The organism is Aminobacter aminovorans (assembly GCF_900445235.1).
GTDB classification, from domain to species: Bacteria; Pseudomonadota; Alphaproteobacteria; order Rhizobiales; family Rhizobiaceae; genus Aminobacter; species Aminobacter aminovorans.
Genome location: NZ_UFSM01000001.1, coordinates 4,801,618 through 4,820,948, shown reverse-complemented (window position 1 = coordinate 4,820,948; position 19,331 = coordinate 4,801,618). Strand labels below are relative to the sequence as shown.

Annotated in this window: 19 protein-coding genes and 1 pseudogene; 15 read left to right on the top strand and 5 right to left on the bottom strand. The window is 63.0% G+C overall.

Annotation, left to right across the window (positions count from 1 at the left end; translation table 11 throughout):
- Positions 1 to 7 precede the first annotated feature (7 nt).
- The 8 genes from DY201_RS23755 to DY201_RS23720 all read left to right on the top strand — a co-directional run bounded on the left by DY201_RS23755 (position 8) and on the right by DY201_RS23720 (position 7,674).
- Positions 8 to 1,207 carry an acyl-CoA dehydrogenase family protein gene (locus DY201_RS23755; RefSeq protein WP_172582945.1) on the top strand — a complete coding sequence of 400 codons (1,200 nt, stop codon included), beginning with the start codon at positions 8 to 10 and terminating at the stop codon, positions 1,205 to 1,207.
- An 11-nt stretch (positions 1,208 to 1,218) separates the two neighbouring features.
- Positions 1,219 to 1,620 carry a DUF4259 domain-containing protein gene (locus tag DY201_RS23750; RefSeq protein WP_115733352.1) on the top strand — a complete coding sequence of 134 codons (402 nt, stop codon included), beginning with the start codon at positions 1,219 to 1,221 and terminating at the stop codon, positions 1,618 to 1,620.
- 78 nt (positions 1,621 to 1,698) lie between these two features.
- Positions 1,699 to 2,907, top strand: coding sequence for an acetyl-CoA C-acetyltransferase (locus DY201_RS23745; RefSeq protein ID WP_115733351.1), 1,209 nt, complete (start codon positions 1,699 to 1,701; stop codon positions 2,905 to 2,907).
- Between the two features lie 22 nt (positions 2,908 to 2,929).
- A complete protein-coding gene (locus tag DY201_RS23740) occupies positions 2,930 to 5,149 on the top strand; it encodes a 3-hydroxyacyl-CoA dehydrogenase NAD-binding domain-containing protein (protein ID WP_115733350.1) in 2,220 nt (739 codons plus the stop codon).
- A 6-nt stretch (positions 5,150 to 5,155) separates the two neighbouring features.
- Positions 5,156 to 5,701 (top strand): thioesterase family protein, encoded by a 546-nt coding sequence (locus DY201_RS23735; RefSeq protein ID WP_165916136.1) that lies wholly within the window; start codon positions 5,156 to 5,158, stop codon positions 5,699 to 5,701.
- 74 nt (positions 5,702 to 5,775) lie between these two features.
- Positions 5,776 to 6,081 (top strand): hypothetical protein, encoded by a 306-nt coding sequence (locus tag DY201_RS23730; RefSeq protein WP_115733348.1) that lies wholly within the window; start codon positions 5,776 to 5,778, stop codon positions 6,079 to 6,081.
- A 137-nt stretch (positions 6,082 to 6,218) separates the two neighbouring features.
- Positions 6,219 to 6,869, top strand: a complete 651-nt coding sequence (locus DY201_RS23725) for a S24 family peptidase (protein WP_115733347.1) — start codon at positions 6,219 to 6,221, stop codon at positions 6,867 to 6,869.
- Between the two features lies 1 nt (position 6,870).
- Positions 6,871 to 7,674, top strand: a complete 804-nt coding sequence (locus DY201_RS23720; RefSeq protein WP_115733346.1) for a thermonuclease family protein — start codon at positions 6,871 to 6,873, stop codon at positions 7,672 to 7,674.
- A gap of 1 nt (position 7,675) precedes the next feature.
- Here DY201_RS23720 and DY201_RS23715 read toward each other — a convergent pair whose 3' ends face one another.
- Positions 7,676 to 8,143, bottom strand: a complete 468-nt coding sequence (locus DY201_RS23715) for a GNAT family N-acetyltransferase (RefSeq protein ID WP_245432082.1) — start codon at positions 8,141 to 8,143, stop codon at positions 7,676 to 7,678.
- A gap of 1 nt (position 8,144) precedes the next feature.
- Positions 8,145 to 9,794: a lysine--tRNA ligase gene (locus DY201_RS23710; protein WP_115733345.1), complete on the bottom strand. Its 1,650-nt coding sequence runs from the start codon at positions 9,792 to 9,794 to the stop codon at positions 8,145 to 8,147.
- Between the two features lie 153 nt (positions 9,795 to 9,947).
- Here DY201_RS23710 and DY201_RS23705 point away from each other — a divergent pair.
- Positions 9,948 to 10,348, top strand: a pseudogene (locus tag DY201_RS23705) (tellurite resistance TerB family protein).
- 13 nt (positions 10,349 to 10,361) lie between these two features.
- Here DY201_RS23705 and DY201_RS23700 read toward each other — a convergent pair.
- Together DY201_RS23700 and ppk2 are read right to left on the bottom strand one after the other, a co-directional pair.
- Positions 10,362 to 11,204 (bottom strand): ABC transporter substrate-binding protein, encoded by an 843-nt coding sequence (locus DY201_RS23700; protein ID WP_115733344.1) that lies wholly within the window; start codon positions 11,202 to 11,204, stop codon positions 10,362 to 10,364.
- 582 nt (positions 11,205 to 11,786) lie between these two features.
- On the bottom strand, positions 11,787 to 12,725 hold the full coding sequence (gene ppk2 / locus DY201_RS23695) for a polyphosphate kinase 2 (protein ID WP_115733343.1): 939 nt from the start codon (positions 12,723 to 12,725) through the stop codon (positions 11,787 to 11,789).
- 98 nt (positions 12,726 to 12,823) lie between these two features.
- On the opposite strand from ppk2, the gene DY201_RS23690 reads away from it, so the two are divergent.
- The 5 genes from DY201_RS23690 to DY201_RS23670 all read left to right on the top strand — a co-directional run bounded on the left by DY201_RS23690 (position 12,824) and on the right by DY201_RS23670 (position 17,158).
- Positions 12,824 to 14,101, top strand: a complete 1,278-nt coding sequence (locus tag DY201_RS23690; RefSeq protein ID WP_115733342.1) for an ATP-binding protein — start codon at positions 12,824 to 12,826, stop codon at positions 14,099 to 14,101.
- A gap of 139 nt (positions 14,102 to 14,240) precedes the next feature.
- Positions 14,241 to 14,510 (top strand): autorepressor SdpR family transcription factor, encoded by a 270-nt coding sequence (locus DY201_RS23685; protein ID WP_207904377.1) that lies wholly within the window; start codon positions 14,241 to 14,243, stop codon positions 14,508 to 14,510.
- Complete coding sequence (locus DY201_RS23680) at positions 14,507 to 15,157, top strand: SdpI family protein (protein ID WP_115733341.1); 651 nt, start codon at positions 14,507 to 14,509, stop codon at positions 15,155 to 15,157. Before DY201_RS23685 ends, DY201_RS23680 begins: the two co-directional genes overlap by 4 nt.
- A 170-nt stretch (positions 15,158 to 15,327) precedes the next feature.
- A complete protein-coding gene (phoU, locus tag DY201_RS23675; protein ID WP_115733340.1) occupies positions 15,328 to 16,053 on the top strand; it encodes a phosphate signaling complex protein PhoU in 726 nt (241 codons plus the stop codon).
- A gap of 91 nt (positions 16,054 to 16,144) precedes the next feature.
- Positions 16,145 to 17,158, top strand: a complete 1,014-nt coding sequence (locus DY201_RS23670; protein ID WP_115733339.1) for a magnesium and cobalt transport protein CorA — start codon at positions 16,145 to 16,147, stop codon at positions 17,156 to 17,158.
- Positions 17,159 to 17,252: 94 nt separating this feature from the next.
- Here the strand turns inward: DY201_RS23670 and DY201_RS23665 are convergent, their stop codons facing one another.
- Complete coding sequence (locus tag DY201_RS23665) at positions 17,253 to 17,771, bottom strand: GcrA family cell cycle regulator (RefSeq protein ID WP_115733338.1); 519 nt, start codon at positions 17,769 to 17,771, stop codon at positions 17,253 to 17,255.
- A gap of 353 nt (positions 17,772 to 18,124) precedes the next feature.
- On the opposite strand from DY201_RS23665, the gene DY201_RS23660 reads away from it, so the two are divergent.
- Positions 18,125 to 19,318, top strand: a complete 1,194-nt coding sequence (locus DY201_RS23660; RefSeq protein WP_115733337.1) for an aspartate aminotransferase family protein — start codon at positions 18,125 to 18,127, stop codon at positions 19,316 to 19,318.
- Positions 19,319 to 19,331: the final 13 nt, after the last annotated feature.

The window sequence follows — 19,331 nt, the reverse complement described above, 5'->3', positions numbered from 1 at the left end:
CTCGCAAATGCGGCGTCGAAACGCGGAGGAGATCGTGGCGACAATTCCTGCAGATGTTCTGGGACTGCCCAGGCCCGCATGGGCCGGGGAAGACGTGGCGATGCTCTACGACATGGCGCACCGCTTCATGTCGGAAGAGGTTCTGCCGCACTACGACGGCTACGAGAAGAACGAGATCGTCGATCGCGCGGCCTGGGAAAAGGCCGGCGCCGCCGGCCTGCTCTGCGCCTCGATGCCTGAGGAATATGGCGGCTCGGGCGGCACCTTCGCCCATGAGAGCGCGATCATCGAGGCGATCGGCCATGTCGGCGTCGACGGCTTCGGCATCGCCCTGCACAATGCGATCGTCGCCCCCTATATTCTCCACTATGGCTCGGAAGAGCAGAAGAAGAAGTGGCTGCCCAGGATGGCGACCGGCGAACTGATCGGCGCCATTGCCATGACCGAGCCTGGCGCTGGCTCCGACCTGCAGGGCGTCAAGACGCGTGCCGAGAAGGACGGCAACCAGTACCGGATCAACGGCTCGAAAACCTTCATCACCAACGGCCAGCTGGCGAACCTGGTTATCGTGGTGACCAAGACCGACCCGTCCAAGGGCGCCAAGGGCACTTCGCTGATCGTCGTCGAGACCGATGAGGTCGACGGTTTCGAGCGCGGCCGCAACCTCGACAAGATCGGGCTCAAGGCAAACGACACCTCCGAGCTGTTCTTCAACGACGTGCGCGTGCCGACCTCCAACCTGCTGGGACAGGAAGAAGGCCAGGGTTTCGTCCAACTGATGCAGCAACTGCCGCAGGAGCGGCTGGAGATCGGCACGGGCGCCATCGCCATGATCGAGCGCGCGCTGGCCGTGACAATCGACTACGTCAAGGACCGCAAAGCCTTCGGCAAGGCGATCCTCGACTTCCAGAACACCCAGTTCAGGCTGGCCGAACTCAAGACCGAGGCGACCATCGGCAGGGTTTTCTACAACGACTGCGTCGCCCGCCATATTTCCGGCGGGCTCGATCCGGTAACTGCTTCGATGGCAAAGTATTGGCTGTCGGATCTGCAGTGCAAGATCGTCGACGAGTGCCTGCAATTGTTCGGCGGCTATGGTTATATGAACGAATACCCGATCGCCCGCATGTATCGCGACGCTCGCGTGCAGCGTATCTATGGCGGCACGAACGAGATCATGAAGTTGCTGATCGCGCGAAGCTTGTAGAGGAACTGGCAATGGGCGCCTGGGGCGTGAAACCCTTCGAGAACGATGATGCCGCTGACTTCGTTGCGGAGTTCGAGCAGCACGGTGTTGTCGCGATCTCGCGCGCCCTTGATGCCGGTTGTGGAACAGGCGGCTACATCGAGGCTCCGGACGGCTCCGTAGCCGTTGCGGCAGCGGCAATCGTGGCGACCGCTGGCGGGATGTCCGGCTTCCTGTCCGAGTCTGCCGAGACCGCACTCCGAAGTGTCTCGAGCTGGCAGGCTTTGACCGGTTTGAAGGCCAAAGCAATCAAAGCTGTCGAGTGCATCGGCGGACAGAATTCTGAGCTGATGGAACTTTGGAATGACGCCGAGCCGGCTGATGCAGCAGGCTTCAAGAGTGAACTGAGACGTTTGCGCGAGGCGCTGCGCTAGTCGGCGCGTCGGGCGAAAAGCTGTGGATCGACGCTGGGTGCCTGGAGCACTCGCGAACGAGCAAGAAAGGGACAGAAAATGGCTGACGCTTTTGTCTATGACGCCGTGCGCACGCCGCGCGGCAAGGGCAAGAAGGATGGATCGCTGCATGAGGTTCCGGCGGTGCGCCTCGGCGCCAAGGTGCTGGAAGCGCTGCGCGACCGCAACGGCTTCGACACGGCAGAAGTCGACGACATCATCTTCGGCTGCGTCGATCCCGTCGGCGAAGCCGGTTCGGTGATCCCGCGCTCGGCCGCCTTCGAGGCCGGCTACGACAACAAGGCGCCGGGCATGCAGATCTCGCGCTTCTGCGCCTCCGGCCTCGACGCCATCAACTTCGGCGCTGCGAAGATCGCGCAGGGCGCCGACGAGATCGTGATCGCCGGCGGCGTGGAATCGATGTCGCGCGTCGGCATGGGCATGTCGGGCGGCGCCTGGTTCATGGATCCCTCGGTCGGCATGCCGGCCTGGTTCATGCCACAGGGCGTGTCGGCCGACCTGATCGCCACCAAATATGGTTTCTCGCGCGACGACGTCGACGCCTATGCCGTCGAGAGCCAGAAGCGCGCCGCCAAGGCCTGGGAGAAGGGCTACTTCAAGAAGTCGGTGGTTCCGGTGAAGGACCAGAACGGCCTCACCATCCTTGCCCATGACGAGCACATGCGCCCGACCACAGACATGCAGTCGCTCGGCCAATTGCAGCCTTCCTTTGTCATCCCCGGCGAGATGGGCGGCTTCGATGCGGTTGCCGTTCAGCGCTATCCCGAGCTCGAAGAGGTCAATCACGTCCACCATGCCGGCAATTCGTCCGGCATCGTCGACGGTGCGGCCGCGGTCCTGCTCGGCTCGAAGAAGGCCGGCAAGACGATGGGCCTCAAGCCGCGCGCCCGCATCCGCGCCTTTTCCAATATCGGCTCGGAGCCGGCAATGATGCTGACCGGTCCGGTCGACGTGACCGAGAAGCTGCTCAAGCGCGCCAAGATGAAGATCTCCGACATCGACCTGTTCGAGCTCAACGAGGCCTTCGCCTCGGTGGTGCTGCGCTACATGCAGGCCTTCGAGATCCCGCACGACAAGATCAACGTCAATGGCGGCGCGATCGCCATGGGCCACCCACTGGGGGCGACCGGGGCGATGATCTTCGGCACCGTGCTCGACGAGCTGGAGCGCCGCGACCTCAACACCGCGCTGGTGACCTTGTGCATCGGCGCCGGCATGGGCACCGCAACGATCATCGAACGCGTTTGATTTCGGCCGGAAGGAGACAGACATGACCTACACCAACTTCACGGTCGACGTTGATGCCGATGGCATTGCGCTCGTCACCTGGAACATGCCCGACCGCTCGATGAACGTCTTCACCGAAGAGGTGATGGGCGAGCTCGACAAGATCATCGACCAGGTGGTTGCCGACGCCGGCATCAAGGGCGCCGTCATCACCTCGGGCAAGGAGACTTTTTCCGGTGGTGCCGATCTCACCATGCTGCAGAAGATGCTCGGCATCTATGCCAAGGAAAAGTCCAAGGATCCGGAGAAGGCAGCCAAGCTCCTGTTCGACAACGCCGGTCGCATGGGCGCGTTGTGGCGCAAGCTCGAGACCTCGGGCAAGCCATGGGTTTCGGCGATCAACGGCACCTGCATGGGCGGTGCCTTCGAGCTGTCGCTGGCCTGCCACGGACGTGTCGCGGCTGACTCGGACAAGGTCAAGATGGCCCTGCCGGAAGTGAAGGTCGGCATCTTCCCGGGCGCCGGCGGCACCCAGCGCGTGCCGAGGCTGGCCGACCCGCAGTCGGCGCTGCAGATGCTGACCTCGGGCCAGACGCTGTCGCCGCAGAAGGCGAAGGGCATGAACCTGATCCACGAGATCGCCGAGCCGAAGAAGCTGATCGAGACCGCCAAGGCGATGATCAGGAACGGCCTGAAGCCGGTCCAGCCGTGGGACGAGAAGGGCTTCAAGCTGCCGGGCGGTCCCGTCTATTCGGCCGCGGGTGCCAATCTCTGGCCGCCGGCAATCGCTATCCTGCGCCGCGAGACCTATGGCAACTATCCGGCTGCGACAGCGATCCTGAAATGCGTCTATGAAGGCCTTTTGGTGCCGTTCGACACCGGCCTGCGCATCGAGCAGCGCTACTTCACCGAGATCATGCAGACCAGGGAAGCGGCGGCGATGATCCGCTCGCTGTTCGTGTCGCTGCAGGAGCTGAACAAGGGCGCTCGCCGCCCCGAAGGCATCGCCGATACCAAGTTCAAGAAGATCGGCATCATCGGCGCCGGCTTCATGGGGGCGGGCATCGCCTTTGTCACCGCCAAGGCCGGCATCCCGGTGGTGCTCGTCGACCGCGACCAGGAAGCGGCCGACAAGGGCAAGGCGCACTCCGACAGCTTGATCTCCGACCAGGTCAAGAAGGGGCGGGCCAAGCCGGAGGAGCGCGAGAAGCTCCTGTCGCTGATCACGCCGAGCGCCGACTATGCCGACCTCGCCGGCTGCGACCTCGTGGTCGAGGCGGTGTTCGAGGATTCGGAAGTCAAGAAGGCGACGACCGAGAAGGCGGAAGCCGTGCTCAAGTCGTCGGCGGTGTTTGCCTCCAACACCTCGACAATACCGATCACCTCGCTTGGCAAGAACTCGGTTAGGCCGAAGAACTTCATCGGCATCCACTTCTTCTCACCGGTCGACAAGATGATGCTGGTCGAGATCATCATGGGCAAGAAGACCGGCGACAAGGCGCTTGCGGTGGCGATGGACTTCGTCCGCGCCATCAAGAAGACGCCGATCGTCGTCAACGACACGCGTGGCTTCTACGTCAACCGCTGCGTGCTGCGCTACATGTCGGAAGCCTTCAAGATGCTGATCGAAGGCGTGCCGGCAGCGATGATCGAGAACGCCGCCAAGGCTGCCGGCATGCCGGTCGGCCCGCTGGCGCTGACCGACGAGACCGCCGTCGACCTCGCCCAGAAGATCATGAAGCAGACCATCCGGGACCTCGGCGAGAAGGCTGTCGATCCACGCCAGATGGCGCTGATCAACACCATGGTCGACAGCCATGGTCGCCTCGGCCGCAAGAACACCAAGGGCTTCTACGATTACCCGGCAAAACCGGCGAAGAAGAAGCTGTGGCCCGGCCTCAAGGACCTCTATCCGCAGCTTGCTCCAGAGAAGGTCGATGTCGAGGAGATCAAGCAGCGCCTGCTGTCGGTCATCGCGCTCGAAGCCGTGCGCGTGATGGAGGAGGGCATCGTCACCGACCCGCGCGAGGCGGATGTCGGCTCGATCCTCGCCTTCGGCTTCGCGCCCTACACTGGCGGTGCGCTGTCCTACATCGACGGCATCGGCGCCAAGAAGTTCGTCAAGATCGCCAAGGACCTGCAGAAGAAGTACGGCGCCGAGTTCAAGGCGCCCAAGCTGCTGGTCGACATGGCCGAGAAGGGCGAGACCTTCTACCAGCGCTTCGATCCTTACGCGAAGGCAGAGGAAAAGAAGGCGGCCTGACGCAGCATGTACGTCTGGGCAAGACTGGCACGCATGGCCGCGACGAAATCTCGTCGCGGCCCTTACCGTTTTGGCGATGAGGGCCGGCTGTCGTTCCGCTGCCTGCCGACCGACATCGACTTCAACATGCATCTCAACAATGCGCGCTACATGATGCTGGCCGATGTCGGTCGCATCGACATCTTCATGCGCTCGGGCCTGATCGAGCTCGCCCGCAAGCGTGGCTGGGCACCGATGCTGGGTGGCCTGCAGACGGTGTTTGTGCGCGAAATCAGGTTGTGGAAGCGCTTCGACGTCGTCTCCTCAATCGAGACCTGGAGCGGCTCCGAGGTGATCGGCAAGCACCGCTTCGTGCTCGAAAACGGCGAGACAGCGGCGCTGATCATGACCAGCGCCGGTGTCTACGACCGGGCGAACCGCCGCTTCGTGCAGATCGACGATCTGGTGCGCGAGCTCGGCGCTGACATCACCCCGCGCGGCGCCAGCGAGGAGGAGAGCATCTTCATCGCCTCGCATAAGGGCCTGCGCACGCTGGCGAAGTCGAAGGACTGACGCAGCTTCAAGAGAGTCAGAAAGTGCTAAAATAGCGAGACCTGAACGATTGTGCATTGGGAGGAGTGTTCGCCATGCGCATGATGCTGAAGGTCTCAATCCCTACCGAAGACGGCAACAGGGCGATCAAGGACGGCTCGCTGCCCCAGGCCATTGAACGCGTCATGGCCGACCTCAAGCCGGAGGCAGCCTATTTCACTGCCGAGGCCGGGCGGCGTACGGCGTTCATCTTCCTCGATGTGGCCCATTCGTCCGACATGCCGATGGTCGCCGAGCGCTTCTTCTTTGGCTTCAACGCCAATGTCGACATGATCCCGGTGATGAATGCCGAGGATTTGAGGAAGGGCCCGCCGGCGACGATGGCCGTACTGGCAGGCTGATTTTTCATCGGCTTGTACGTTCATTGCTGCGTGACGCGCCGGCGTCGGCATACTGTCCGTCCGCATTGGCGGTGGACAATGGCGATCGTCATGGTTAAATGCCGAAAGGTATTTTTTCCTGTCCAAAGGGGAGCGCCATGCTCTCGCATGAACGTGTCTGGGCCGCCATAGACGCTCTCGCCGAGCGTTATTCGCTTTCGGCGTCGGGCCTCGCCAAGAAGGCCGGGCTCGACTCGACCGCGTTCAACAAATCCAAGCGCCAGTCCGTCGACGGGCGGCCGCGCTGGCCTTCGACGGAGTCGCTGGCCAAGATTCTCGAGGCCACCAACTCCTCGCTCGAAGAATTCCTAGGTTTTGTCGAGCCGGTGAGACCGGTCAACAAGTCCAAGGTGAGGGAGCGGGCGGCCGGCGTGCCGCTGCTGGGCTTTGCGCAGGCAGGCGCTGGCGGCTTCTTCGACGATGCCGGATTTCCCGCGGGACAAGGCTGGGACCTGATCGAGCTTCCGGCACGGGCCACCGAGAGCTCCTACGCGCTCGAGGTACAGGGCGACTCGATGCTGCCGCTTTACCGTAACGGCGACGTGCTGATCGTCGAACCGGGGGCCGTCGTGCGCAAGGGTGACCGCGTCGTGGTCAAGACTGTCTCGGGCGAGGTCATGGCCAAGGTGCTGGAGCGCCAGACGCAAGGCATCATCGAACTGGTGTCGCTCAACCCCGAACATCCGGTCAGGCGTTTCCAGACCCATGAGGTCGAATGGGTGGCGCGCATCGTCTGGGCGAGCCAGTAAGATGCGCCCGGCAGCCATGGCCGTCGCCGCCGTAGCGTTCGGCATTGCGGCCTTGCTCGTCACCATGGGCGGGCACAGGCTCGCGGCGATCGAGGCGCCCGAGATCGACGTGATCGACGAAAGCGACCTGCCTGACATGCCGCCGCCGGAAGAGGGTAGCACGTCGGCGGTCGAGCCGGAGGCGCTCGATGCCGAGGCTGCGTCGAGACCGGTGGCGCCTGAAGACATCGCCCCGCCGCCGCTCGAGCAGGGCGATCTTGTGCGCGAAGCACCGCGCCCGCCATTGAGCGAACTCAGCCTGGCGTTGCCGCCCAAGCCCAAGATGCCCGACGATTGGGACGGCACAACACTGTTCCAGCCGGTAGCGTCGGCTTCAGGCCTGATCGAGGCCAAAGGTTTCAGCGTGGCGATTGCGGGGGTGACCCCCGTCGATGTCGGCGAAAACTGCAGCTATGAGGGCAAGGAGTGGAACTGCGGAACGCGGGCGCGCACGGCGTTTCGCAGCTTTCTGCGCTCCCGCGCCGTGGTCTGCGATGTGCCGCCTCAGTCCGAGCGCGGCGTGATCGTTGCCCGCTGCCGCATTGGCAAGCAGGACGTCGGCCAATGGCTGGTCGCCAATGGCTGGGCCAAAGCCGAGGCCGGTGGTCCGTATGTCGAGGCGGGCAAGAAGGCCGAGGCCGAGAAGAAGGGCATCTACGGGCCGGTACCGACGCGCATCGAGATGACGCTCACGCCTGTGGGGACGAGCCTGCCCGCGGTCGAGCCGCCGCCATCCGAGCCGGCCGTCGAAGAGCCGGCGCAGTAATTCAGGCGCTTTCGGGCAACCGCTCCAGATAGAGGTCGAATTCGTCGCGATGGGTTTCGACGAAGCCGTGGCGCTCGTAAAAGCGCCGGGCGTCGCTGCCGCGCAACACGTCGAGGCGGATTGGCTTGGCACTCTCATTGGCCTCGCCCAACAGCTGTCGCAATATGGCGCCGCCGACACCACGCCCCTGCGCTTGCGGCACGAGATAGAAGTGCTCGAGCAACAACGCACCATCTTGTGGGCCAAAGGCGACGCAGCCTATCAGCTGTCCGGCCGGGTCCAGGATCAGGCGCGTATGCTCGGGGCGGAACGACGCGCGAAAGCGGGCACGCGCCCGCTCTGGATTGAAGCGGCCGATGCGCTCCAGGCTCGGCCGCATTGCAAGCAATCTAATCTCGAACAAGCGTTCGAAATCAGCCTCGCGGGCCGGCACCAGGCTGAACGCAGCGGCCGCGCCGGCTGGTGGCACGTCAGGCCGCCAGCTTGCCTTCCAGCGCCTTGGTGATCAGCGTCCGGGTTTCGGCGATGCCGTAAAGGACTGCGAACGAGCCGAAGCGGGGACCGCGTTCCTGGCCGATCAGCACCTGGTAGATCATCTGGAAGAAGGCGCCGGACACGCCTGGGCCACCCTCTGGACTCTTCTTGCTGTGGTCCTGGTAGCGCTCGATCTGGCGCGCGACGTTAAGCGAGGCGTTCTGGATGGCTTCGCCGTCAGCACCCGCGGGCAGGTCGGCAAGCGCCTTTTCCAGCGCTTCCAGTGCCGCCCGCTCGACGTCGTCGGCCGGCCGGAAGGTCTTGGTCGGCTTCACGAAATCGTCGAAGTAGCGGACGGCATAGCCGGTCAGCTTGTCGAGCTCGGGATGCGTCTCGGGCGTCACGCCGGGCGCATGGCGCGAGATGAAGCCCCACAGAACTGCCTTGTCATGCGCGTTGGAGGCGCTGACCAGGTTGAGCAGCATCGAGAACGGCACCGGCATGTCGATAACAGGCGGGTTGCCGTCATGCATGTGCCAGACAGGATTGCCCAGCCGTTCCTTCCATTCCTGTCGCGGATACGCGGAGAGGAAGGTGTAGTACTCGTCGACGGCGCGCGGGATGACGTCGAAATAGAGTTTCTTGGCCTGGCGCGGGCGCTGGTACATGTAGAGTCCAAGGCTTTCGGTCGGCGCGTAGGTCAGCCACTCGTCGATGGTCAGGCCGTTGCCCTTCGACTTCGAGATCTTCTGGCCGTTCTCGTCGAGGAACAGTTCGTAGACGAAGTGCTCCGGCGCGTGCCCGCCCAAAAGGTTGCAGATGCGGTCGTAGATGACGGCATTGGTCTGGTGATCCTTGCCGAACATTTCGAAGTCGACGCCGAGCGCTGCCCAGCGCATGCCGAAGTCCGGCTTCCACTGCAGCTTGACCCTGCCGCCGGTGACCGACAGCGTGGTTTCGGTGCCTTCGTCGTCGAAGGTGATCGTGCCGGTCTTGGCATCGACATGCTTCATCGGCACGTAGAGCACGCGGCCGCTCTTCGGCGAGATCGGCAGGAACGGGCTGTAGGTCGCCTGGCGCTCTTCGCCCAGCGTCGGCAGCATCACCGCCATGATCTGGTCGTAGCTCTCGGCGGCGCGCAACAGCATCGCATCGAACTTGCCGGCCTTGTAGTACTCGGTCGCACTGGCGAACTCGTACTCGAAACCGAAGGTATCGAGGAAGCGGCAGAGCATCGCGTTGTTGTGGTCGCCGAAGCTGGCATAGTCGCCGCCGAAGGGATTCGGCACCGCCGTCAGCGGCTTGTGCAGATGCGGTTCGAGGAACGCCCGGTCCGGTACGTTGTCGGGGATCTTGCGCATGCCATCCATGTCGTCGGAGAAGCACAGCAGCTTGGTCTTGACCTTGTCTTCGGTCAGCACGCGGAAGGCGTGGCGCACCATGGTGGTGCGCGCCACTTCGCCGAAGGTGCCGATATGCGGCAGACCGGACGGGCCGTAGCCGGTCTCGAACAGGACGGTCTCGGGGAATTCCTTGCCTTTGTAGCGCTCGACGATCTTTTTGGCCTCCTCGAACGGCCAGGCTTTGCTTTCAGCCGCTGCCGTGAGGAGTTCGGGGTTGAGATCGATGATGTTTGATCTCGTCATGTCGAGAGCCCTTTTCGTTGGACGGAACTTCCGCCGAAGAGGGCATGCTCTATGCGCGCAGGCCGCGGGCGTCAACGATTCCGGCCATTTTTCGTTGCAGCGGCGGGGTCGCGTTCCTAAGTTCGGGCGACATTCAACGCTTTGGAGAACTCCATGCCCTTGCCGACCGCCCACGAGGCGCTGATCTATCTGATGGTCATCACCGCGACATGACCGATGTCGAGCTGGCGCGGATCGGCGAGGTGGTCAAGTCATGGCCTGTTTTCATGGATTTCGATGACAAGCGGCTGATCGCCGTGGCCCAGGACTGCCAGCAACTGCTGCACGAGGAGCCAGGGCTGGAAGGCGTGCTCGAGCTCGCCCGCAGGGCAATTCCGGAGCGGCTGCACGACACCGCTTATGCGGCGGCTTTCGAGGTGGCCACAGTCGATCTCGAAATGCGGATGGAGGAGGTGCGTATCCTGCAGCGGCTGCGCCATCACCTGAGCGTCGATGCGCTCACCATCGCTGCGATCGAGCGCGCCACCAAGGCGCGCCACCGCACCCTGACCTGATCAGGACGGACGCCTAGAAGAAGCTGACTGGGAAGTAGCGGAGATAGAGCTCGGCGAAGGTGCCCTTTGCCGAGATTTCGTGCAGCGCATAGTCGAAGGCCGCCGTCAGGGCGGCGTTATCAGGCCTGGTCGCGATCGCAAGCCCGGTGCCGAGGTATTCCGGGGCAAGATAGGGCCCACCGGCAAAGCGGCAGCAGCCGGCGGCGTCGCTGCCGCTCAGCCAGAAGGACAGACGCAGGCCGTCGCCGAAGACGGCATCGAGCTTGCCCTCCTTGAGGTCGGCGTTGAGCCAGTCCGGCTTGGCGTAGGTAACGACCTTCAGATTGCCGAAGTAGTCCCTGAGCACGCGCTCATGCGCCGAGCCCGCAAGCACGCCGACGCGCTTGTCGCGCAACTTGTCGACCAGCGGCTCGGTGATGGCCTGCGCCTTCCTCATGATGAAGCGCGCCGGGAACTGGAGATAAGGCCGCGAGAAAGCATACTTTTCGCGCGTCTCGGCCGTCGCTGGCACGCCGGCGATGAGAGCTTCGCCTTCGCCTGAATTGAGCGCGCCACCAAGTTCATTCCACGGCAGGGCCTGGATCTGGCATTTCTCGGCAATGCCCAGTTCAGCGCAGATGGCGCGGGCGAGATCGACGTGGAAGCCCGACAGCCGGCCGGCCTTGTCGATGAAATTGAAGGGCGGGAAATCAGTGGTGGTCAGGAAGCGCAGGCGCGGCAGCGTCGACAGGTCAGGCTTCGGCAGCCGCTCCTTGCTGTCCCACAGCACCGGCACCCGCGGTTCGGCCGATCGGGCCGGGCTGAGCAGTGCTGCAAGCGACAGGACGATCGCAAGCATCAGCGGTGCGGGGTTCATGGCTGCTCCAGGCCTTTGGTTGCGACGCATCCGGTATGGATGCGCGTCGCTGGTGATCTCTGGCAGAAGCTTTAACGTCGTCGTCGCGCGCAGGCAAAGCCATTGTGGAGCAATGTGCGACAAGGCAGGCAAGCCCCCAATCGGAAACAACAATTTACATTAATTAGTCGGCGTCTCACCCATTCGGGGCATGGCCTCAGATGGGCCAATATGCATAATTGCCTGCGGGGAATTGCAGCATGGGGGTGTTGCAATGGAACTGGACCGGTCGCCTTGGGGAGGACGCACCTACGCGTGCGGGCTGTCTGATACAGCTGGCGTGGCTTGGTTCGATTACTGTCGTAGTATCCAAATTTACGGCTCGCAGGCCGTGGGTGCGTGATGGTTGCGGTCGACTCCAGTCACGCGACCATCCGCCCCATTTTTTTGCGCCCACCCCGTATCACACCTCCACCGAAGCCCAGGCGTTCGACAAAGCGACACCACCTCTGCGAGGTGTGTTGGCAAAAGCTCTGCCGGCTTGCATTGAAGCCAAGGGGCGGCGGCAGACGCCGCATCGGCGGCGTCGCGCAATAATCCGCTCTAGTCCTTCAGAAACTTCATGCCTTCGGCGATGATCTTTCCGTCGGGCCTGCCGACGGCGTCGAGGTCGCGCCCGTCATAGGCGAGCGCCCGCAGGATGTGCCGGATGACAGCGATGCGGCTGCGGCGCTTGTCATTGGCTTGGACGACGATCCATGGCGCGTGCTGGGTGTGGGTCTTTTCGACCATCAGGTTCAATGCCTTGGTGTAGTCGTCCCACTTGCTGATGCCGGCGATGTCCATCGGCGAGAATTTCCAGCTCTTGAGCAGGCTGTGGCGACGGTCGTGGAAGCGCTTGAGCTGCATCTCCTGGCTGATGTCGAGCCAGAATTTGAAGAAATGGATGCCCTCGTTGACGATCATCTTCTCGAAGTTTGGCGTTTCATCGAGGAACTGGCGGTGCTGCTCGGGCGTGCAGAAGCCCATGACCGGCTCGACGCCGGCGCGGTTATACCAGGAGCGGTCGAAAGTGACGAATTCGCCGGAAGTCGGGAACTGCTGGACGTAGCGTTGGAAATACCATTGGCCGCGCTCGGTCTCGGTCGGCTTGGTCAGTGCCACGTTGCGCGCGGTACGCGGGTTCATATATTCGCGCACGGCGGCGATGGTGCCGCCCTTGCCGGCGGCGTCGCGGCCTTCGAACAGGACGAGCACGCGCTTGCCGCTGGACTGCATCCAGGCCTGGAGCTTGACCAGCTCGATCTGCAGCTGCTCGATCGTCTGTTCGTATTCCTTCTGCGGCAGCTTGTCGTCATAGGGGTACTGGCCCGACGTCAGCGCCTTCTTGTCGATCCAGTCGGGCAGGACGGGGTCGTTGATGTCGAAGCTGCGCTCGTCCTTGCCGATGCGAATCTCGACCGGACCGGCGACCGACGTCGCATCGACCTTAACCGCCGCGCAGGCGGCGTTGTCCTTCTTGCTTTCCTTGTCTTTTTTCATGACCTCGGCACCTTTCCAGCTCGGCAAGTCATGCTATTGGGTGGCTTGGAAGCGGTCCAGAGGCTTCTTGCAGGTGCTGCGGCGCCGGAAACGTTCGTATGGCAGAGACCACCACGCAGACGAAGGCAAGGCGCACGGCGCGGATCGGGGTTGGCCGGCTGTACCAGAACCGCTGGATGCTGGCCGCGGCGATCCTTGCCGTTCTTGCCGTTCATGTCTTCCGCGGTGTCTCCGTGGCCTTCACGATCGCCACGATCGCGGCGTTAACGTTGTTTGCGCTTGTTGCGCCGCGCACGCCGGCGGCAAGGCGGATGGCGGAGGCCAATGCGGGGATCGAGCGCTCGCCGCTCGACAGGCTGTCGGGTGAGAAACTGGCGGCGGCCGTTGCCGATCCGCTGATCATCTTCGACCGAGACGGCACGGTGGTGCATGCCAATGCGGCTGCCGAAACCGCCTTCGGCGCGATCAGGCCGGAACTGCCGCTGCTCTTGAAGTTTCGTGCGCCCGAGATGCAGGTTCTGATCGAGGCCGTCTTGGCCGGCGAGGGCAACGGTCAGACCACAGACTATGTCGAGCGTGTGCCGTTCGAGCGGGTCTATCGTGTCACCGCATCGGCAGTCGGGCGCGGCACCGGGCTGTTCGTGCTGGCGTTCAAGGACCAGAGCGAAGCGCGCCGCATCGACCGCATGCGCGCCGACTTCATCGCCAATGCCAGCCATGAATTGCGCACGCCGCTCGCCTCGATTGCCGGCTTCGTCGAGACGCTGCGTGGCCCGGCCCGCAACGACCCCAATGCACGCGACCAGTTCCTGCAGATCATGCAGAGCCAGACGGGGCGCATGGCCCGCCTGATCGACGACCTTTTGTCGCTGTCACGGCTGGAGATGAAGCCCTATCTCAAGCCCGGCGTTCGGGTCGACCTGCGCCAGACGGTGGAGGCGGTCATCGCCTCGCTCGGCCCGCTGGCCGGCGAGACCGGTGTGATTGTCGAGCGCGATTTCGGCGGCGGGCCGTTCGAGGTTCACGGCGACCGCGACGAACTGTTCCAGGTGTTTCAGAACCTGCTCGAAAACGCCTGCAAATACGGCCAGTCGGGCGGAAGGGTGCAGGTGACGATGCGGCGCGTCGGGCAGGGCAGCGAAGCCGAGCTCGAAGTCACCGTCCGCGACTTCGGCCCGGGCATCCCGGAAGAGCATATCCCTCGCGTCACCGAACGGTTCTACCGCGTCGATGTCGAGACCAGCCGTGCTCAGAAGGGCACCGGCCTCGGCCTGTCGATCGTCAAGCATATCCTGACGCGGCATGGCGCAAGGCTGTCGATACGCTCAAAGCTGGGCGAAGGCTCGGCTTTCACAGTGCATTTCCCTGTCGCCTGAACGGCCGGCATGCTCGCCTAGTGCGGGCCGCATCGAACCGCCTGAGCGGGGGCTTGCCGCAATGCGCCTCAATAATTCGCATTGACTCTAATTAGAAGAATTTCTAAATAAAGTCGCAGACACAATCAGCGGCAGCCAGATGGGCATCAATGCGGTCTTTGAGGCGCTTTCACATCCAGTCCGGCGCCGGATCCTGGCGCTGCTCAAGAACGGACCGCTGAGTGCGGGAGAGCTTGCCGGTCATTTCGACCTGACCAAGCCGACGCTGTCGGTGCATTTCAACAAGCTCAAGGAGGCCGAGCTTGTCGTCTCCGAACGGCGCGGTACGAGCCTGATCTACCACCTCAACACATCGATCCTCGAGGAGGCCCTGGCCGGGCTTCTCAGTCTGAAGGACCCGGGAACATGAAACAGGCCCTGTTTTCGCGCATCAATCTGGCGCTTGCGGCAGCCCTCGCTGCCGTCACGCTTGCCGGTTACCTGCTGGTGCCGGCGGGCTCGATGTTGCCGATCCATTGGGGGCCGAGCGGCGAGGCCGATTCATTCTGGCCGCGCAACACCGCCCTGCTGCTGGCGCCGGTTGCGGTTATCGTGCTGTCGGCGTTGCTTGCCTTCATCGGCAACCGCGCCGGACCGGAGCAAATGGCGTCGAGCAAACATGCATTTGGCACTGTCATACCTGTCATTACGGGGCTGATGCTGGCGATCCAGAGTTCGATCGTGCTGATCGGCCTCGGCTATCCCGACCAGATGGTCCGGGTTATCACGCTATCCCTCGGTGTCATGCTGCTGCTGCTGGGTAATGTCATGCCCAAGACCCAGCCCAATGCCATCGCCGGCGTGCGCCTGCCGTGGATCATGAACGATCCCGCCCTTTGGCGCGCGACGCAGCGGCTGACCGGCATGCTGTTCGTTGCCGGCGGCATCTTGCTGGTGGTTTGCGCCTCGCTGGTGCAGCACCCGGCATGGCTGATCGTCGCATTGCTGGCAGCGTTCCTGGTGCCGCTCACCGTGGGCAGTTTCTACAGCTTTCTGATCGCCCGCCGCAGCCATTGATCCGCACTGAAAGCCGGCAAATAGTATGATGGCGCCCGGGATAATTCGGCGTTTGGCGATATGACGGCCAAATCCTTCTTCGGTTTCTTTTTTCCGTCATGCGGCTAGCGTAAAGCGCTAGATTCAGGATCACGATTCCCCGACGGGAAGCGACGAAAGAAAATTCGGCCATGCAGTCACAACACATAGTCAGTGCCTACGACGACGAGCTGAAATTCCTGGCGAGGAAGATCGCCGCAATGGGCGGCCAGGCCGAGCGTATGGTCGATCAGGCGATCGCTGCCCTGGTCAATGCCGACCCGGCACTTGGCCAGAGGGTGATCCAGGACGACATCGTACTCGACGAGGCCCAGCGCGAGATCGACGACAAGGCGATCCTGATCATCGCTAGGCGCCAGCCGATGGCGACCGACCTGCGCGAGATCGTCGGCGCGATCCGCATTTCGGCCGATCTCGAACGCGTCGGCGACCTTGGCAAGAACATCGCCAAGCGTGTGCTGGCCGTGGCCGAGGGCCGGCAGCCCAACAGCCTGTTCCGCGGGCTGGAGGCGTTGGCGGAACTCGCGCTGACGCAGCTCAAGGAAGTGCTCGACGTCTACGCCTCGCGTTCGGTCGAACGGATCGGTTTCGTGCGCGACCGCGACGAGCAGATCGACGCCATGTACACCTCGCTGTTCCGCGAACTTTTGACCTACATGATGGAAGATCCGCGCAACATCACGCCGTGCACGCATCTGTTGTTCGTGGCCAAGAACATCGAGCGCATTGGCGACCACGCCACCAACATTGCCGAGACGATCTATTACATCGTCACCGGCGATCAGATGCCGCCCGAGCGTCCCAAGGAAGACAAGAGCCATCACGTAACACTGGAAGGCGAAGGAAAGCCCGGCTGAGCCACGATGGACGCAGGCTCTTCTGCGCTGCGTGGTGAAGGTTTAGAATGATTGTCCGATCGGCGAGGCGGATGCCTCGCAGGGGTGCAGCATGACCGAACTTGCCAGGAAGTTCGATAAGGACCCCGAGCTGGAAGGCGGCGTCGTCGCGTCCAGCGTCTATTTCGGCGGGCGCCGTATTGCCGACATCCCCATCGAAGAAGCCGGCCTCTGGGCGGCCAAGGAAGGCCACGTCGTCTGGATCGGCCTGCTGGAGCCGGACCGCGACCTGCTGCTCAGGGTACAGCGCCAGTTCAACCTGCATGACCTCGCCATCGAGGATGCCGAGCATCCGCACCAGCGCCCCAAGATCGAGCAATATGGCGATGCCTTGTTCATCGTCGCGCGCACCGCGCAACTGGTGCAGGGCAGGGTGAATTTCGGCGAGACGCATATGTTCGTCGGCAAGGGCTACATCGTCAGCGTCCGTCACGGCGTGTCGACATCCTATGCCGCAGTCCGCCAGCATTGGGAAAGCTGTCCGAGCGCGCTGGCCAAGGGCGAGGACTTCATCCTCTATGCGATCCTCGACTTCATAGTCGACAACTACATGCCGGTGCTCGAGCAGATTGAGGAAGAGGTCGACCTCATTGAGGATGGCGTGCTGGCAAGGCCGATGATGTCAAAGGACATCGAGCGGCTCTACATGCTGCGCCGCGATCTGTTGCGCTTGCGCAATGCCGCTGGCCCCCTGGTCGAGGTCTGTCGCCGACTGACCAGCGCCGACTTGCCGCAATTGCGCCCGGCGATGCATCCGCTGTTTCGCGACGTCACCGACCACATCCGCACGGTGCTGGAAAAAGTCGATAATCTGCGTGAGGTGCTGGCCTTCGCCTTCGAGGCCAGCCTCTTGGTCGGCCAGAGCCAGGAAACGGCAATCGCCAAGAAGCTGGCCTCCTGGGCTGCCATCCTGGCGGTGCCGACAGCCCTTGCCGGCATCTACGGGATGAATTTCTCCGACATGCCGGAGCTGCATTTCGAATACGGCTATCCCACCGTGCTGGTCGCAATAGTTACGATCTGCTCGATCCTGTACTGGCGCTTCAGGAAGAATGGCTGGCTGTGAAAGAGCGAGTAGGCAATAGCGGGTGGCAATAAGGAAAGGGCCCCGGAACGCTTGGCGATCCGAGGCCCTTTCAAATCGTACTATCGCTATTCGCTCAGCGTGAGCGGCGGCGCTCAGAAGCCGGCTGGAAGGCGATCTTCGAGTGGTAGCCGCAATAAGGACCGCTCTCACCGGCTTCGTTGCCGCAGAAGCTGAAGTCTTCACTGAGCGGATCGCCGTTCGGCCACTTGCAGGTGCGCTCGCTGAGCTGAACCAGTTGCAGGCGGCGTGAGATCGGCACAACGACATTCTCGACCGGGCGAATGTACTGGCGGGCGACCGGCTCGACCTCGAACTGCGCCTGCAGCGCGGTTGCGCCGATGCTGGCGGTCACGGTGCGCGTCGCGGTGACGGTGCGCTGCACCGACTTGGTCGGGGTCGTTGCCTGCGTCGTCTTCTTCTGGCGTGCCGGAGCAGCCGTTGCCCGGCCGCGGCTCGACAGCTTCAGGCGGTGAACCTTGCCGATGACGGCATTGCGGCTGACACCGCCCAATTGTGCTGCGATCTGGCTCGCGCTCAGACCTTCCGACCACAATTTCCTGAGAAGTTCGACCCGCTCGTCAGTCCAATTCATGAGACAGTGCTCCTGATTTAACGCGCAGAATTCGGAATCCTTTTCCGTCCCGGCGAGCCGGGTGGACACCACATCTATTCGGTGAATATGTCCGCCGCACGAAATCTAGTTATTTCTCAATTACAATTACCGATGCGCCGAGTCCGTGACAAGAGTCGCGGAGGCTTTGCGATTCGGATTTTGCGGTTTTCCCCAACTTGCCGATTGCAGCGTGGCTACATGGCAACGGATGGCTTTGATCGCGTCGGCTTACGTGACGTTTTCGTTGACTTCATGGCAGAAAAACCTGATATAGCCGCAGGCCGCCGCTCTGAGGCGGCTTTTTGATTTTCCGGGGTTCGGAGACACATATAATGAGCGGATCGGCGCTTTTCGAGACCTTTGCTCGTGCACCTTTGGCTTTCGAGCGAGGTGAGGGGTCCTGGCTGATCACCGAAGCCGGCGAGCGATATCTCGATTTTGCTGGTGGCATCGCGGTGAATTCGTTGGGCCACAGCCATCCGCATCTCGTCGAAGCGCTGACCGAGCAGGCCGCCAAGCTCTGGCACGTTTCGAACCTGTACCAGATCCCCGGCCAGAGCCGGCTGGGCGAGCGCCTTGCCGAAAACTCCTTCGCCGACCGCGTCTTCTTCACCAATTCGGGTGCGGAAGCGCTGGAGTGCGCGATCAAGACCGCGCGCCGCTACCAGTATGTAAACGGCCATCCCGAGCGCTATCGCGTCATCACCTTCGAGGGCGCTTTCCATGGCCGCACGCTGGCGACCATCGCCGCCGGCGGCCAGGCCAAGTACCTGGAAGGCTTCGGTCCCAAGGTCGAAGGCTTCGACCAGGTCGCCTTCGATGACATCGATGCGGCGGAGAAGCTGATCGGCCCTGAGACGGCGGCAATCCTGCTTGAGCCGGTGCAGGGCGAGGGCGGCATCCGCCCGTTCCCGACCCAGTCGCTGAAGCGTCTGCGCCAGCTCTGCGACAAACACGGCCTGCTGCTGATTTTCGACGAGGTCCAGTGCGGCATCGGCCGGACCGGCAAGCTGTTTGCGCATGAATGGGCCGGCATCAACCCCGACCTGATGGCGATCGCCAAGGGCATCGGCGGCGGTTTTCCAATGGGTGCCTGCCTTGCCACCGAAGAGGCTGCAAGTGCGATGACCGCCGGCGTTCACGGCACCACCTTCGGCGGCAATCCGCTTGCCATGGCTGTCGGCAATGCCGTTCTCGACGTGGTGCTGGAGGAAGGGTTCCTCGACGAGGTCAGCCGTAAGGCGCTGCTGATCAAGCAGGGCCTCGCTGCAGTCGCCGACGAATTTCCCGACGTGATCGAGGGCATCCGCGGTTCAGGACTGATGCTCGGTCTCAAATGCACCATGCCCAACACCAAGGTGAACATGGCGCTGCGCGACCAAAAGCTGCTTGCGGTGCCGGCTGGTGATAATGTGATCCGCCTGCTGCCGCCGCTGACCACCAGCGACGCGGACATCCAAGAGGCACTCGCGCGCGTTCGCGCCGGAGCTGCCAGCCTCTCCAAGGCCGCCGCCAGCGGCGGCTGAACCCAGGGAAGTT

Coding starts and splice junctions, on each gene's coding strand:
- DY201_RS23755 (WP_172582945.1), top strand. CDS start 8: ATGCGGCGTCGAAACGCGGAGGAGATCGTGGCGACAATTCCTGCAGAT.
- DY201_RS23750 (WP_115733352.1), top strand. CDS start 1,219: ATGGGCGCCTGGGGCGTGAAACCCTTCGAGAACGATGATGCCGCTGAC.
- DY201_RS23745 (WP_115733351.1), top strand. CDS start 1,699: ATGGCTGACGCTTTTGTCTATGACGCCGTGCGCACGCCGCGCGGCAAG.
- DY201_RS23740 (WP_115733350.1), top strand. CDS start 2,930: ATGACCTACACCAACTTCACGGTCGACGTTGATGCCGATGGCATTGCG.
- DY201_RS23735 (WP_165916136.1), top strand. CDS start 5,156: ATGTACGTCTGGGCAAGACTGGCACGCATGGCCGCGACGAAATCTCGT.
- DY201_RS23730 (WP_115733348.1), top strand. CDS start 5,776: ATGCGCATGATGCTGAAGGTCTCAATCCCTACCGAAGACGGCAACAGG.
- DY201_RS23725 (WP_115733347.1), top strand. CDS start 6,219: ATGCTCTCGCATGAACGTGTCTGGGCCGCCATAGACGCTCTCGCCGAG.
- DY201_RS23720 (WP_115733346.1), top strand. CDS start 6,871: ATGCGCCCGGCAGCCATGGCCGTCGCCGCCGTAGCGTTCGGCATTGCG.
- DY201_RS23710 (WP_115733345.1), bottom strand. CDS start 9,794: ATGACGAGATCAAACATCATCGATCTCAACCCCGAACTCCTCACGGCA.
- DY201_RS23700 (WP_115733344.1), bottom strand. CDS start 11,204: ATGAACCCCGCACCGCTGATGCTTGCGATCGTCCTGTCGCTTGCAGCA.
- ppk2 (WP_115733343.1), bottom strand. CDS start 12,725: ATGAAAAAAGACAAGGAAAGCAAGAAGGACAACGCCGCCTGCGCGGCG.
- DY201_RS23690 (WP_115733342.1), top strand. CDS start 12,824: ATGGCAGAGACCACCACGCAGACGAAGGCAAGGCGCACGGCGCGGATC.
- DY201_RS23685 (WP_207904377.1), top strand. CDS start 14,241: ATGGGCATCAATGCGGTCTTTGAGGCGCTTTCACATCCAGTCCGGCGC.
- DY201_RS23680 (WP_115733341.1), top strand. CDS start 14,507: ATGAAACAGGCCCTGTTTTCGCGCATCAATCTGGCGCTTGCGGCAGCC.
- phoU (WP_115733340.1), top strand. CDS start 15,328: ATGCAGTCACAACACATAGTCAGTGCCTACGACGACGAGCTGAAATTC.
- DY201_RS23670 (WP_115733339.1), top strand. CDS start 16,145: ATGACCGAACTTGCCAGGAAGTTCGATAAGGACCCCGAGCTGGAAGGC.
- DY201_RS23665 (WP_115733338.1), bottom strand. CDS start 17,771: ATGAATTGGACTGACGAGCGGGTCGAACTTCTCAGGAAATTGTGGTCG.
- DY201_RS23660 (WP_115733337.1), top strand. CDS start 18,125: ATGAGCGGATCGGCGCTTTTCGAGACCTTTGCTCGTGCACCTTTGGCT.